Here is a 13,719-nt window from a genome sequence, read left to right as displayed (position 1 = left end):
TACTCTAAAGGTGAGGAGCTAAGAAAGCTTTGTAAGAATGCGGAAAAAGCAGCTGCAATAATCTTGAGAGATTGGCTATAGTTGTTGATAACATCTAGTGAAATTTATATCCACATCTGTTATAACAATGTTTTTAGTGTTTAAGCATTTTATAGGTTGACCTTTTAATGGAAGAAATAATAGTCAGGTATGATGGTGAAAGTTTAGCAGACCATAGTATGAATCTTAAGCTAGTGGCTGAGTCATTATCAGGGTTAGAAGCCTTAGTAAGAGAAGTTCACGATGAACTGGGCGGTAAAGAAGAAGAGCTTGCACTGCACGTTAAAGGGGGCTTTAGTAAGGGATCTTTCGAGTTTCTTATTGGAATAGAACAAGTATTAAACAATAATATCGACCTCTTGAAGATTATAGGTTTTGGTGCACCCGCAGCAACAGGTACTTTAGTTAGTTATCTTAAGTGGCTTAAAGGAAGAAAAATCCAAAAAATAACCCTTAATGAGCAAGGTAACTGTAAAATAACAACTGAAGATGGAGATTCAAAAGAATCACCTAGCTACATGCGCCCTCTATTAGCATCAAACTCTGTACGAACAGCATTTAGTAAAATAATTAGTAAGCCACTAAGACGCGGTGGGATTGAGTTATTTGAGACCCAGTCAACAGAGAATAACAAAGGGGAACGCACGTCTTTTGTTTCTATAACTGATGATGAAGAAACATATTTCAGACAGAAAAATGTAACTGTTATTGATATATCGGATACTAAACCACTCGATGAGAAAGTAATCACATTTCTAAGTGTTCATAAGGATAAAGACACTGGATGGAGAATTGATTATGACGGCGAAGCTCTCACAGTCAAAATGGAAGATGATATGTTTTTAACCAAATTTCGAAAAGGCGGAGAACCTGATATTTTTTCGAATGCTTATACGGTTGAAATTAACGAAATTGAAAATACAATAACACTGGACAAAAGTTATTCTATAGTTAAAGTATACGCCCCTGAGTAATTGGGGTCTTTTTGGATAAATTTTAAGGGGGGCTTATGGGTGAAGGTATCAGAACACTGCTTATTATTATTGCATGCGCTCCCATTTTATATTGGTCTTTTAAAGTATTAACAACATATTTATTATATAAATTTGCTCCCCCTCATGAAGTGGTTTTTGAGTATAAAGATGAAGAAGGACGAGTGCACTCAAAAGTAATTGATGTATCTAAAGATAAAAATTTTTACATAGCGGTTTCTAACGTTTATCAAAGCGCTAAAAAGTCGAGAGAGTCTGTAAGTTGAGCCACGCAGGTAAGATAGTAAATACTATAACAGCTATCTTAGGCGCCATAGCCATTGACTATGCCTTAACATTAGATGAGCTAGTAAAGAACTATGTTTTATATGCTATCCCTGCACTGACAGTTATTTGTAAATTTATACTTACAATGCTTAGTAAGGCTGCAGGAGTTAAAGTCTTCGATTTGTTAGCATCAGACTCCTCGAAACAAGCTCTAGAACTCATTAAAAGTCAACTTGACGACCCTCTGATTGAAGAAGAAAGAAAAAAATCGCTTCGAGCTCAATATAATGAGATATATGACACCATGACAGATTCTAAATTTAATAAGTTTAGAGTATTTACTAAGGCTCATTCAGAAGCATTTAATTCAGCAGTGGATACGAGCGAAAATGGAGTCAGTGACAAAGAAATTGAAACAATAAATAAAGACGCAAAAAAACTCTCTGCTGAGCACACTTCGAGATGAATACTACACCACCTAAAAAGTCTATCAAATAAAGTACCCATTTAGGTATACCTAAACAAGTATGGTCATAACGTGATCAAACGTAACCGTCGGCTAAGCCACACCTAGTTTTTGATATTCCAAGGTAGTAAATCATGGATTTGGAAATCCGGTTTGCAGATTTGGGTTAAACAGTAGCATATAATGGAAGTGTTTAGAAATCTGTGTCATTTCAGTAATACTAAGAAAAAAGGAATGACACATGACCCAATCTTTCGACTTCAACAAAGCATTAGCTGAACTTCAATCTGGTAAAGGTCTAACTGGCGAAGATGGTGTTTCAACGCCAGCCACACACCCAGCGCGATCAGCTTTAAATATAAAGCCTATCGAGATAACGACCAACAGAAAATAATGACACTTACAACAGATGAGTTTATCCGGCGTTACTTGCAACACATACTGCCCAAAGGCTTAGTACGAGCTCTCCACTATGGTTTTTTGGCAAATGCGTGCCGTAAACGCAAAGTGAAGCTCATCAAGGCGCGATGTAAAACAGGCAACCTGTACAACAAAAGCAAAATCAGACACAGAAAGACATTGGCCTTGCACTGAATGCAAATTAGGCAGTGCTTAAACAGGTTAGAATTTTACTGCCAAACAGACAGTTAATAGAGCCGGCACTCACTGGCTGAAATTTTTAAAGCAGTAAAGGCTATAACAAACAAAGCCCATTGGATTGGGTTAGGCCCAGCTGTGCATATTAAAAATAAAGTTGCAAAAGACGACTAATTTGGATTAAATTAAAACTTATTAAGCGAAAAAACGCGCTAAAAATGGATTGATGAAATGCAAACAACAAGGAAATCACCTGCCATGCCAGCTCAGCTTGAAAAAGCAAATTCCTATAGCATAAATCAAACCAGCCGCATCCAATTATACCGGTTGTGCCGTTTGCCCGTTCAACAAGAGGTTCATCCACACTCAGGGTGTATGAACACTAAAGCGTTATGAAAAAAATCAAACGAAAGGATAATAAATGAGCATTACTCCTAGAGGTATGAGTGTACAAGAAGCTTATCGTTTGTACCGTGATGACAAGCTGGAAGTAAATAGAAAGTATCAAAGGAAATTGGTATGGACTATAGGTGAGAAACAATCACTAATTGATAGCATCATAAATGATTATCCAATTCCTTTGATTTTGCTTGCAGAAGAAAAAGGGAGATCAAAATATGAAATTCTCGATGGTATGCAAAGGTTGAATGCAATTTTTTCGTATATCGATAATGGATTTCCATGTAATGACAAATATTTTGACATCGGTGAATTTTCAAGAGCAAATCAGGCTCATGAGGCAGGGCTATTTAAGAAAGCTGAACTAGGATCAAAACTACTTGAGCCAAACCACTGCGCTGATTTTCTAGACTACCAGCTAGCAGTAACCATATTTCCTGCAGTTGATGACTCACAAGTTACAGATGTTTTTGGAAGAATTAATTCTGGTGGTCGACAATTAAGCTGGCAAGAAAAGAGACAAGCTGGAATGACAGACGCTTTCTCTAATTTGGTCAGAGTGGTGTCATCAGAAATTAGAGGTGATGCTTCGCGCGAGAGACTACCGCTCGTTGAAATGCCTGAAATAAGCATTGATTCTGCAAGATTAGAATTAGGGTATCAATTAGTTGCAGAAGATATATTTTGGTGTAAACAGGGTGTTCTGTGGGTTAAACAACTCCGTGATAGTGAAGACGAAGAGATAATTGCGGACATTGGGTCATCAATCATACTTTCAAAACCGATTGCAAAAAGTAAGGATCTTTTAGACGAAATTTATGATTATGAAACAGCTGTTTTTAAGGAAGTTCGTACTGCTCTGTCAGCATATGGTGAAGAAAGATTAAAAGAAGAAATAAAGGTTACATTTTCTGTTCTGAACGAAATAATTGAGAATGTCGATCCAGGTCAAAATGCTCTTCGAAAAGCTATTAACCCAAAATCTACAAACCCTATTAAAGCTGCTTTTTATAGTCTATTTATGGCGTTACACGACTTAGTGATCAATGAAGAAAAATCGCCGGACAACTATGGCGAAATATTCAAAGCTATATCAGGACTTCAGAAGCAGATGAAAACCACAGCTAAATATTCCAAATCTGAAGACCGGGTGAAAAACATCTCCATCACTAAAGGGTTAATACAAAATTTCTTTGTGAAAAAAGATCCGCCTCTTTTACGACATGGAGCTGGACTCGCTCTTGATCTTGAAAACTCCTTACGTAGATCAAAGATTGAAACATCGAGGTATGAATGTAAGCAGGGGTTGGTTGATCTTTCTCCAAGTCGAAAACTTGCTCAAGGAATTTTGCCAAAAATAGTCGATACACTATGCGCAATTGCAAATGTAGGACCTGATGCAGACGGCTTTCTTTTTATAGGAGTTGCCGACAAGGAAGAGGATGCCAACCGCATTCGTGACCTTGATAAGGAAGATGCAGTTCGAGTCGGTAATCGGTTTGTTGTTGGTATTGAGAGAGAGTTATCGCATTTGAATTGTAGTTTAGAGGCGTATCTTTCGAAGGTCCTATCAGCAATCAAAGATTCAAATTTATCTGAGCCCCTAAAGAGCAACATACTTAGCCAAGTAGATACGATTGACTATAGAGGAAAGACCATAATAAGATTGAGAGTTCCGAAGCAAAGCGAAGTATCTTTTGTTGGCGATATGGCATATGTCCGTGAAGGAAGCTCGACCACAGAAGCAAGCGGCAAGAAGCTTCTTGCTGCAAATTCACTGTTCTCATAATCGGGTAGCCGAGGGTATCTAGCCCTCAGCCCCCACAACACCCTGCATGCGGGCCCGCACAGGGCGTTTCATCTAACTGATTATCCATTCGGATAATGCACTTTGATCCATCCATCTCTGAGTGAATATAACCCTTCAGATTTCAGATAACACAAGCTTAAAGCCTGCTGAATACCGGGTGTTTTTGAACTGCGCCAAGGCCCTTTGCTTGTGATCCCACAAGCAACGGCAGCTTGCACATGCACACCACGTTTCATCAGATTTCTAACTTTAGTTCTCGGTTTGCGCCATTGCCGCCAGTAACACATTCTGACTCTGCGCCGTATCCAATGGTCTAGGTCAACGCACTGCTGGTATGCATTTGCAATTCCATAGTAGTTAATCCATCCCCTTAGATATTGACTCAATTTAAACAGTTGGTAGTGCATACTCACGCCCCAGTTTCGGTTAGTTAGTATCCGGACTTGTTGTTTAAATTTGTGCAGGGTTTTATCGTGCCATTTGATTAATCCGCGTTTAAAGGTAAATCCTAAGAACTTACTTTGCGTAGATTTAACCACTTGGCTTTTGTCTGTGTTAACGAGTAGCTTAAGCTTGGTTTCTAAGAATTGGGTGACACTGGCAAGCACACGTTCGCCAGCCCGTTTTGATTTTACCAGAATGATAAAATCATCTGCATAACGGGCGAACTTGTGGCCTCGCTGTTCTAATTCTTTGTCTAAATCATCCAGCATCATATTGGATAATAAAGGAGAGAGTGGACCGCCTTGCGGAACACCTTTTAGACTTGGAGATAGAGTACCATTGTCGTCAATTCCGGCTCTAAGGTAACGGCCAATGAGTTTCAGCAAGCGTTTATCTTTGATATGACGTGATAAATTTCGCATCAGTAAGTCGTGATTGACACGGTCAAAGAACTTCGACAAATCGACATCTACCGCAATTTTGCGTTTGGATTCTATGATTTGTTGTACTTGCTTTACAGCTTGTTGGCCGTTTCGGTTTGGACGAAAACCAAAGCTGTTATCTGAAAAAGTATTATCAACAATGGGCGATAATACTTGAGTAATGGCTTGTTGAATGACGCGGTCAACTACTGTGGGTATCCCAAGTTGTCGTTTGCCACCGTCGGGTTTATCAATTTCAACACGTTTAACGGGTTGTGGTTGGTAAGTCCCATTTTCAATTTGGGTTTTGCATTGTTGCCAATGTTGTTTTGCCCAGTCGATAAATTGGTCTATTTCCATTCCATCGACACCCGCTGCGCCTTTGTTGGCTTTAACTTGCTTCCATGCACGTTGAAGATTATCGTTTGATAAGACTTGTTCGAATAAATCAAAGTTGAAGGTTGATTGCATTGTTTCACGCTGCATATCAGAACCACTGGACTGTGGCATATAGTTATGTAAGTAAGACATGAAGTATTCCTTCGGTTAAATGTTCAGGCCTTCACCGTGTCCCACCCATTACGGTAGGCGTTTGGCTACTATGCCATCTGCTGACTGCTGGATAATCACAAAATAAATTGCTTTATATTGCGCTGCATTCGCTTCGTTGAGGTGTTGCTGTGGTTTCGCTCGTTGTCTATTTCGCAACCAAATAGCACGCCAAGGGGTTGTTTGACCAGCCACTTACTGGTATTTTCCGCAGCGATAGCGCAGGCCGCTTGTTATCCAGCTCTCCCCGAATAAGCGCATTAACTTTCATTGCACAAAGCTTCCGCTCCCAGCTCACGCCCCTTACCTACATCCATGTAGGCAACTGCATCATTTACGGTGGCCGTTAGATCACGAGACTTCGTTATCTTGTGCTAACTCGTCTTCAGCCTACGCCTAATATGATGTTTTTGTTCATCAGCTCGCAATTTTGCTAGCGGCTTCCTCCATACAACTCCTCGCGGATTTGCACTTGCCATTCGCTAGTAGTTATCGTTTAATAACAATCAGTTATTTGAACGGTGATCTTCCTACAGAGGACTTTCACCTCATTAGTTAATGCCCATGTCGGGCGTACACAAGTTGCTGCACTTGGAAAAATTACTCGCTACGTTCCTAATTTTCCGGTGAGCAAGGCGTTATATTTTTTTAAATTTGGTTCACATTTTAAATTTAGGACATTTCAAGAATGCAAGGGAATCTTAGTATAAAAGGCATTACAGTTCAGAATATTTACACTCAATATTTATCTGGCTTATTTGTTATTAATCGCCGTTATCAAAGAAAATTAGTATGGAGCGTGCAAGAAAAAGAAAAGTTTATTGATTCGTTAATAAATGGTTTTCCTATCCCGATGGTAATTACAGCAAATCATAAAAATTCTGATGAAAGTAACTCATCTGAAATATTAGATGGAATGCAAAGGCTTAACGCTATAACTTCATTTATAGAAGGCGAGTTCCCTGTAAATTCAAAATATTTTGACTTGTCGGCTGTGGCTCAGACAAAACAAAAACTTGACACAAAACAGTTAATACAAAAAACTCCTATTTTAGACCTAACTGAGTGCTCAAAAGTACTCGACTACCCTGTTCCATTTTCTGTTTGCGACGTTAATGACCCTAAAAAAGTAGATGAAAGCTTTAGGCGTATAAACACTGGTGGACGCACTCTTTCCAAACAAGATGTTAGGCAAGCAGGGGCTTTAGGTATTATCCCAGACATTGTTAGAGATGCTTCGGTTTACATTAGAAAAGATAGCTCTCGTTCTAACATTCTTAACCTATCCAACATGAAAAATATTAGTTTGAGTAATAATGGACTTTCTTATGGTATCGATCTAAGGAATATATTTTGGGTTCGTACTTCTATTGTCACACCTGAAAATGTTAGGAAGTCCAGAGATGAAGAGTTAGTAGCTCAATTAATTTCATACATAGCTAACCCAGAAAGCTCACAAACCACATCATATTATCTTGATGCTATTTACCGCGATGAAACGGAAGAAAGCAAAACGTTAGCTAGAAAAATTAATACTAAAGGTTATGAGACGGTATACAAACAATTTTGTTTTGTCTTTGATGAGATTGAGAAAACTCTTAGAAATACAGACCAAACTTTTAGTAAGCTTGTTTACTCTGGTAGACCAGTGCGTGTTGCTAGAGTTTTCCAAGTAATATTCATTGCTTTCTATAAAGCGCTGATATCATCAAACTTAAAAGTCTGCAACTATAAAAAATTATGTAACTCATTAACAGGGGTCTTTGATAAACACTTAAAAGCCATTGATTCTGATAGAAAGTGGGATTTAAATGATAGAGAGAGATTTTCTGACTCTATGCTCGGTGTAATTAAAAAACATTTTACTACTAGATCAGGAAGTGATCGAAACTTAAGCTCTTGGGTTGAAAGTCTGGAAAATATTTTAAATGAATCTAAAACAGAACAAGTTTGTTACGATTTTAAAATAGGCTTACACCGAATTAGCGATGGCTCAGGAACTTATAACAAGAAAACTTTATCAAAAATCATTAAAACGTTAGTGGCAATGACCAATACAAAAGTCGGCGATTGTTATGTGATTTTAGGTATTGCTGATGATGAAAGCTCCGCAGAGTTACATAAGGCACATTACAACTCTAACTATATTAAATATAATAATTTTTCGATTACAGGTATCGATAGTGAAGCCAACAAATATTGTGGTTCAATTGAGTTATTTGAGAGAAAAGTATTGTCTCAAATAGAAAAAGAACCTATTTCTGATTACTTCAAAGAGCTAATTAAAGCAAACCTTGTTACCTTCACATATGGCGATAAAGAAATGATGTTATTCAAGGCTAGGCGTTCAGATAAGCCTGAACTTTATGATGACTCATACTTTAAGCGCTCAATTTCGCATAATGATAAAGTAGGGCGAGATGCTGAATTTGATTTCTTTGAATTATTTAAAAAAGAAAGTGAATTGGCACAAAAAATATAACACATTTGAGCCTCCCCGAGGTCGGTGTTTTTCAAGATAGTTGTCGCGTAAAAGTTTAAGCCGCTTCCTCGCCGTAAGTTATCCATAAGTGAAACATTACCTGAAGATCATAAGAAAGCTGTCATTAGAAAGCTGGTAGCGGTAGTGAGTAACTTATGCAACCTTCCCGCAGGATTACTTTCATCAATCAAATTTCTTTCTCCATTGGCTTAACGCCCACCAGCACAGGCAGCGCGAAGCGCATTGTATGTTAATGTTTGAGCGAAAGCGAGTCACACAAAAGGTGCTTCGCGGTGGCTGTCGCTCTGTTACTGATTGTTAAGCACCCTGATTCATATACTAACCGCTACCGCCTTCTCTTTTTATCTCTCGTTGAAATACCATCCATCCTTTATTGAACCAGACGACGGAAAAGATCGAGGTTATTATGCTTACCGAAAATATCATCGCGGCTTGCAGTCTCATAACCAGTAAGTCGTCATCGTACTTTCGGGTACCACTATACTGTTCTGGCATGTAGTTAAAATACCATATCAGACTGACAATCAAGCTGGCCATATGGGCTAGCATCACGGCGTTGAAGAATGGTTTAGTCACCCTAACCCTACAATCTATAGAGTTAAGAAATGAGTATGCTAGCGGCCAAAGCATGGTCATCACGTACTTTGGAACTGAAACGCTAAAGTAGCTTAATATCTCTTGATGTTGATCAATGGGGCTCAAAATAGTGATCCCATACTCAGGATTAATTATTGCTAAGCTACGCCCCAATAAAGCCATTCCCAAAAGAAGTACTGCATACCTGAGATTTTCTGGCTTCAGTAATTCGATTATTTTATCCATACTCACTCCCTTGCATTCACTTGATACTCATTGAGCCTCCGCTTTAGCCTGCCATGATCGACTAAGCTAAAAAGCGCCAACTAAGAGGAGAAGACTCAATGAATTTTTACAATAACATGCATCCCTATTACTGTGGAATAGATCTACACACCATTTCGTTATATGTCTTCATTTTAGACAAAAATGGCAAGAAAGTCCTACACAAAGAAATCAAAGCACCACCTGATAAACTACTCGATTTATTATCATCCTACATCAGAAATGTCGTTGTTCGCGTTGAATACATGCATTGCTGGTATTGGGCGGCAACAAAGGATAAGTCTTTTTCCGCTTCAGAGAGTAGTTTTTCATCTTGAATTGACAACTTATTTTTAAGTAGGTTAGTTCCAGGATAACAATATGGATCATACCCAGCACCATATTTATCAAGCATTGACTAACTGTGCTCTTTTTGCATAATACTTTAATAATTCATATCGTTCATCTTGGAGCTGCTTCTTATTAGCACTTAAATCAGTTTTTTTAGATGATATCCCCTCCAAACGAAGACTTTCATTATAGTTTTTGAGTTTAACTGAGTTTGAATATTCAATTTTATCAGACAGTGATAATAATTTACGCTTTCGCTGATTTTTTGATGAGATTCTACTAGCTTTTGCTAAATCCAACTTATATAAGCGCTCAAAAATTGAAGAACCTGTCTCGAACACGAAGATTCTATAAAGAAGTAAAAAGAGTTTTTTCTCTTTTTTAAAACATATACCTAGATTTAAGTGCAAATCTTTAACAACTGATCGAACTTTCCTTTCTGAAATACCTGTAGAATTAACTATAACCCTAGTGTTAGCATGTTTTAACTGTACTAGAGCTGCTAAAACTACAAATTCATATTTCATAGAAAATACCTTCCGGCATATATATATGCGACTTTAAACCTAGTTTATTATAATTTGGCAAAGATAGCAGTTAAGATCAGAAAGAAAGCTAACGCCAAGCTCGTCGCGCGCAGTAATGTTGGCGATTTTACTGGGTGTTTTCCCGGAAAGGTGAAAACATTATGAATGTCCGGTAGAGCTGTTTGTTACGTTATTAGTAAGTCGCATTTTCACTTAACCACCAGTTTAATTCGTCCTCTAACTGCCAGATTTTAGAAGCGACACAAGACTTTGAATCACTAGGTCCGCCTATGATGGAGCCGTCATAGCTCTCACAAGTGAATATTTTCTGCTTTGATAATTTCCACACTTTAAGTGCTTTAATAGCTCATTCATAGTTTTTAAACAGCTTAATCATTAGAAGAGCGTATAGAAGTGTTTAACATTGAGTCTATCAACGCCATTCCAATAAACTTTAAATTAATCATTTCATAAACTTAAGCATTATAGCTATGCACTAAAAAATCAAATTATAAAAAGCAAAAACCCGGCTTGCGCCGGGTTTTTAAGAGCTTAGATAGCTAGGCGATGATTACATCATGCCGCCCATGCCACCCATTCCGCCCATGCCGCCCATATCTGGTGCAGCTGGTGCTTCTTCTTTCGGTAACTCAGAAACCATAGCTTCTGTAGTGATCATTAAACCAGCAACTGAGGCAGCAAATTGAAGTGCGCTACGAGTTACTTTAGTTGGGTCTAAGATACCCATTTCTAACATGTCGCCGTAAGTGTCGTTACCTGCGTTGTAACCGTAAGCGTTGTCACCTTTTTTCACGTCTGCAACAACAACAGAGGCTTCAGCACCTGCGTTAGTTACGATTTGACGCATTGGCGCTTCCATTGCACGTAGTGCAACTTTAACACCGTGGTTTTGGTCTTCGTTATCGCCCAATAATTCAACCAATTTAGCAGCAACACGAACCAGTGCAACACCACCACCAGGGACAACCCCTTCTTCAACTGCAGCGCGAGTTGCGTGTAATGCATCTTCAACGCGAGCTTTTTTCTCTTTCATTTCAACTTCGGTTGCAGCGCCCACTTTAATAACGGCAACACCACCGGCTAATTTAGCCAGACGCTCTTGCAGTTTTTCTTTGTCGTAGTCAGAAGTTGATTCTTCGATTTGACCACGGATTTGAGCAACACGGCTTTGAATCGCGTCTTCTTCACCAACACCGTCGATGATAGTTGTATTGTCTTTGTTGATAACAACACGTTTTGCTTGACCTAAGTCTTCTAACGTTGCTTTTTCAAGCTCTAAACCAATCTCTTCAGAGATAACAGTACCGCTAGTTAAAATCGCAATGTCTTGTAACATAGCTTTACGACGGTCACCAAAACCAGGTGCTTTAACTGCAGCTACTTTTACGATGCCACGCATGTTGTTAACAACTAAAGTTGCTAAGGCTTCGCCTTCAACGTCTTCAGCAATAATTAACAGTGGTTTGCCGGCTTTAGCAACAGCTTCTAGAGTACCTAATAATTCACGGATATTAGAGATTTTTTTATCAACTAATAAAATGAATGGGTTTTCTAATTCAACAGTGCCGTTTTCTTGGTTGTTGATGAAATAAGGTGATAAATAACCACGATCAAACTGCATACCTTCTACAACGTCTAATTCGTTTTGCAGCGCTTGACCTTCTTCAACTGTGATTACACCTTCTTTGCCTACTCGATCCATTGCTTTAGCAATGATTTCGCCAATTTCGCTATCAGAGTTCGCTGAGATAGTACCAACCTGAGCAATGGCTTTGTTGTCTTCACAAGGTTTAGATAATGCTTTTAATTCTTCAACTGCTGCAACAACTGCTTTGTCGATACCGCGCTTAAGATCCATTGGATTCATACCAGCGGCAACAGCTTTTAAACCTTCGTTAACAATAGATTGGGCTAATACAGTTGCAGTGGTAGTACCGTCACCGGCTTCGTCATTGGCTTTAGAAGCAACTTCTTTAACCATTTGCGCGCCCATGTTTTCGAACTTGTCTTCTAGCTCGATTTCTTTTGCAACAGAAACACCATCTTTAGTGATTAAAGGCGCACCAAATGATTTGTCTAAAACTACGTTGCGGCCTTTTGGACCTAAAGTTACTTTTACTGCGTTTGCTAAAATATTAACGCCCGCTAACATTTTTACGCGTGCGTCTTCACCAAATTTTACGTCTTTAGCTGCCATGATTATTTGTTCCTATGAATATCTGTTAAAAAAATGACTAAGTGTTAATGATTAAATCAATTAACCTTCAACCACACCCAGAATATTTTCTTCTTTCATAATTAACAGCTCTTCGCCGTCAACTTTCTGAGTTTGCTCGATTGAATAGCCAAACAGAACTGTTTCGCCAACTTTAACGTCAACAGCTTTCACCTGGCCGTTGTCTAAAGTACGACCATTGCCTACGGCAATGACTTCACCTTTTGAAGACTTTTCAGCCGCGCTGCCGGTTAAAACGATACCGCCCGCTGACTTTGTTTCTTCTTCTAAGCGTTTAACGATAACGCGATCGTTTAAAGGACGAATTTTCATCTTCTCCAATCTCCTGAGAAACTAATTAACATAGGGTTGTTAACACTGCAGTGATCACACTACAGAAAAATTTAAGATGAACCTTAAATGGGGTTGCTGTTTTTTAACACAAGGGGGGAAATGAAAATTTTTTAATTTTTTTTGCTGGCACTCTACAAATGAGGACCAGCAAATTAATAAGCCGGGTTTTACAGCGACAAACTTTGTTTAATTGGCAAAAAATAACGCTCTAAATCAATTCTGATGGGCATAAAATAACAGTGAGAACCTGTTTTTTGGCAATGTTTGAGTACTTCAGTGGCAAAGTTAATATTCCACTCGTATGAGGCATCAAACGACTTAGGAAACACCACTTTATTCACGCTTTCCCAGTAGGCTTTGCTTTTATCGGTAATAACCGGTGATACGCCCCAATAAACTTTGTCAGCAGGTAAAAAGTCGGCATACACATCCATTAATCTTATGTCAAAAAAGGGTTGCGACAAAATCGCATCACAGCCTGCATCAAACTTTTTGTTAATGTACTCTTTTTCTTGCTGAACACCGCTGCGGTAGGGGTCAAAACCGCAAAATATTTCAATCTCTGGAAAGTCTTGGCGTATTTTGCGCACTAGCTCAACAACGCCAGTAGGATACACTCTAAATGAGCGATCTGGTGGTGGATCGCCAGTCACTATTAATATTTTATCCAGCTCTTTTTCTTCGATGATTTGCTGCAAACGATTTGATTTCATATCAAAGTCAATTGAACGAATATGAGGAATATAGCTGTATTTATTGCTATCAACATAATCCACTCCATCCCAACTGCGAATTGGCAAACGCAATAGGTCAGGTACATTAATGGTGTTCACAAACGGAAGCTGCTCGGCGATAAATTGCATTTGCTGTTCGGTTGCAGCGGCCGTTCTAGGGACGATTTCAAACGAAATATTCACTAAAAA

The 13,719-nt window shown here is 38.7% G+C and carries 13 protein-coding genes and 2 pseudogenes; 8 read left to right on the top strand and 7 right to left on the bottom strand.

Translation table 11 applies throughout. The features are described from left to right. Nucleotides 1-167: 167 nt before the first annotated feature. The 6 genes and pseudogenes from C727_RS0106480 (at nt 168) to C727_RS0106455 (ending at nt 4,549) form a co-directional block, all read left to right on the top strand. Entirely contained in the window at nt 168-1,013 is an 846-nt protein-coding gene (locus C727_RS0106480) for an LAPAL motif-containing putative phage structural protein (protein ID WP_017444818.1), read from the top strand. A gap of 35 nt (nt 1,014-1,048) precedes the next feature. Continuing rightward, the gene (locus tag C727_RS0106475; protein ID WP_017444817.1) at nt 1,049-1,297 is read left to right on the top strand and encodes a hypothetical protein; all 249 of its coding nucleotides are present in this window, start codon (nt 1,049-1,051) and stop codon (nt 1,295-1,297) included. Further along, entirely contained in the window at nt 1,294-1,764 is a 471-nt protein-coding gene (locus tag C727_RS0106470; protein ID WP_017444816.1) for a hypothetical protein, read from the top strand. Before C727_RS0106475 ends, C727_RS0106470 begins: the two co-directional genes overlap by 4 nt. A gap of 241 nt (nt 1,765-2,005) precedes the next feature. Next, complete coding sequence (locus C727_RS19520) at nt 2,006-2,158, top strand: hypothetical protein (protein WP_017444815.1); 153 nt, start codon at nt 2,006-2,008, stop codon at nt 2,156-2,158. Beyond that, nucleotides 2,116-2,438: pseudogene (locus tag C727_RS19965) on the top strand (transposase); the annotation flags it as partial. The gene C727_RS19520 and the pseudogene C727_RS19965, both read left to right, overlap by 43 nt. A 344-nt stretch (nt 2,439-2,782) precedes the next feature. After that, entirely contained in the window at nt 2,783-4,549 is a 1,767-nt protein-coding gene (locus C727_RS0106455; RefSeq protein WP_017444813.1) for a GmrSD restriction endonuclease domain-containing protein, read from the top strand. Nucleotides 4,550-4,629: 80 nt separating this feature from the next. On the opposite strand, the gene ltrA is transcribed toward C727_RS0106455, so the two are convergent. Together ltrA and C727_RS19515 are read right to left on the bottom strand one after the other, a co-directional pair. Next, complete coding sequence (ltrA, locus tag C727_RS0106450) at nt 4,630-5,967, bottom strand: group II intron reverse transcriptase/maturase (protein WP_017444812.1); 1,338 nt, start codon at nt 5,965-5,967, stop codon at nt 4,630-4,632. A 48-nt stretch (nt 5,968-6,015) separates the two neighbouring features. Next, on the bottom strand, nt 6,016-6,180 hold the full coding sequence (locus C727_RS19515) for a hypothetical protein (RefSeq protein ID WP_017444811.1): 165 nt from the start codon (nt 6,178-6,180) through the stop codon (nt 6,016-6,018). Nucleotides 6,181-6,673: 493 nt separating this feature from the next. On the opposite strand from C727_RS19515, the gene C727_RS0106440 reads away from it, so the two are divergent. Beyond that, complete coding sequence (locus C727_RS0106440; protein ID WP_017444810.1) at nt 6,674-8,467, top strand: DUF262 domain-containing protein; 1,794 nt, start codon at nt 6,674-6,676, stop codon at nt 8,465-8,467. Between the two features lie 339 nt (nt 8,468-8,806). Here C727_RS0106440 and C727_RS0106435 read toward each other — a convergent pair whose 3' ends face one another. Next, nucleotides 8,807-9,310 carry a hypothetical protein gene (locus C727_RS0106435; RefSeq protein ID WP_017444809.1) on the bottom strand — a complete coding sequence of 168 codons (504 nt, stop codon included), beginning with the start codon at nt 9,308-9,310 and terminating at the stop codon, nt 8,807-8,809. A 98-nt stretch (nt 9,311-9,408) separates the two neighbouring features. Here C727_RS0106435 and C727_RS19750 point away from each other — a divergent pair. Next, nucleotides 9,409-9,618: pseudogene (locus C727_RS19750) on the top strand (IS110 family transposase); the annotation flags it as partial. A gap of 117 nt (nt 9,619-9,735) precedes the next feature. On the opposite strand, the gene C727_RS18135 reads toward C727_RS19750, so the two are convergent. From C727_RS18135 to C727_RS0106410, 4 genes are all read right to left on the bottom strand, one after another. Then, a complete protein-coding gene (locus tag C727_RS18135) occupies nt 9,736-10,206 on the bottom strand; it encodes a YhfG family protein (RefSeq protein ID WP_017444807.1) in 471 nt (156 codons plus the stop codon). Nucleotides 10,207-10,777: 571 nt separating this feature from the next. Beyond that, nucleotides 10,778-12,424, bottom strand: a complete 1,647-nt coding sequence (gene groL, locus C727_RS0106420; RefSeq protein ID WP_017444806.1) for a chaperonin GroEL — start codon at nt 12,422-12,424, stop codon at nt 10,778-10,780. 60 nt (nt 12,425-12,484) lie between these two features. Next, a complete protein-coding gene (locus C727_RS0106415; RefSeq protein WP_017444805.1) occupies nt 12,485-12,775 on the bottom strand; it encodes a co-chaperone GroES in 291 nt (96 codons plus the stop codon). 188 nt (nt 12,776-12,963) lie between these two features. Continuing rightward, complete coding sequence (locus C727_RS0106410; protein ID WP_017444804.1) at nt 12,964-13,713, bottom strand: methylenetetrahydrofolate reductase; 750 nt, start codon at nt 13,711-13,713, stop codon at nt 12,964-12,966. Between the last annotated feature and the right edge of the window lie 6 nt (nt 13,714-13,719).

Source organism: Gayadomonas joobiniege G7 (assembly GCF_000300815.1).
Classification (GTDB): Bacteria; Pseudomonadota; Gammaproteobacteria; order Enterobacterales; family Alteromonadaceae; genus Catenovulum; species Catenovulum joobiniege.
Note: the sequence above shows the minus strand (reverse complement) of the source record. Positions and strands in the feature narration are given on the sequence as shown.

Excerpts from the sequence above, each read along its gene's own strand:
- groL (WP_017444806.1), bottom strand. The coding sequence starts at position 12,424 with ATGGCAGCTAAAGACGTAAAATTTGGTGAAGACGCACGCGTAAAAATG.
- C727_RS0106435 (WP_017444809.1), bottom strand. The coding sequence starts at position 9,310 with ATGGATAAAATAATCGAATTACTGAAGCCAGAAAATCTCAGGTATGCA.
- C727_RS0106455 (WP_017444813.1), top strand. The coding sequence starts at position 2,783 with ATGAGCATTACTCCTAGAGGTATGAGTGTACAAGAAGCTTATCGTTTG.
- C727_RS0106475 (WP_017444817.1), top strand. The coding sequence starts at position 1,049 with ATGGGTGAAGGTATCAGAACACTGCTTATTATTATTGCATGCGCTCCC.
- C727_RS0106415 (WP_017444805.1), bottom strand. The coding sequence starts at position 12,775 with ATGAAAATTCGTCCTTTAAACGATCGCGTTATCGTTAAACGCTTAGAA.
- C727_RS18135 (WP_017444807.1), bottom strand. The coding sequence starts at position 10,206 with ATGAAATATGAATTTGTAGTTTTAGCAGCTCTAGTACAGTTAAAACAT.
- ltrA (WP_017444812.1), bottom strand. The coding sequence starts at position 5,967 with ATGTCTTACTTACATAACTATATGCCACAGTCCAGTGGTTCTGATATG.
- C727_RS19520 (WP_017444815.1), top strand. The coding sequence starts at position 2,006 with ATGACCCAATCTTTCGACTTCAACAAAGCATTAGCTGAACTTCAATCT.
- C727_RS0106440 (WP_017444810.1), top strand. The coding sequence starts at position 6,674 with ATGCAAGGGAATCTTAGTATAAAAGGCATTACAGTTCAGAATATTTAC.
- C727_RS0106480 (WP_017444818.1), top strand. The coding sequence starts at position 168 with ATGGAAGAAATAATAGTCAGGTATGATGGTGAAAGTTTAGCAGACCAT.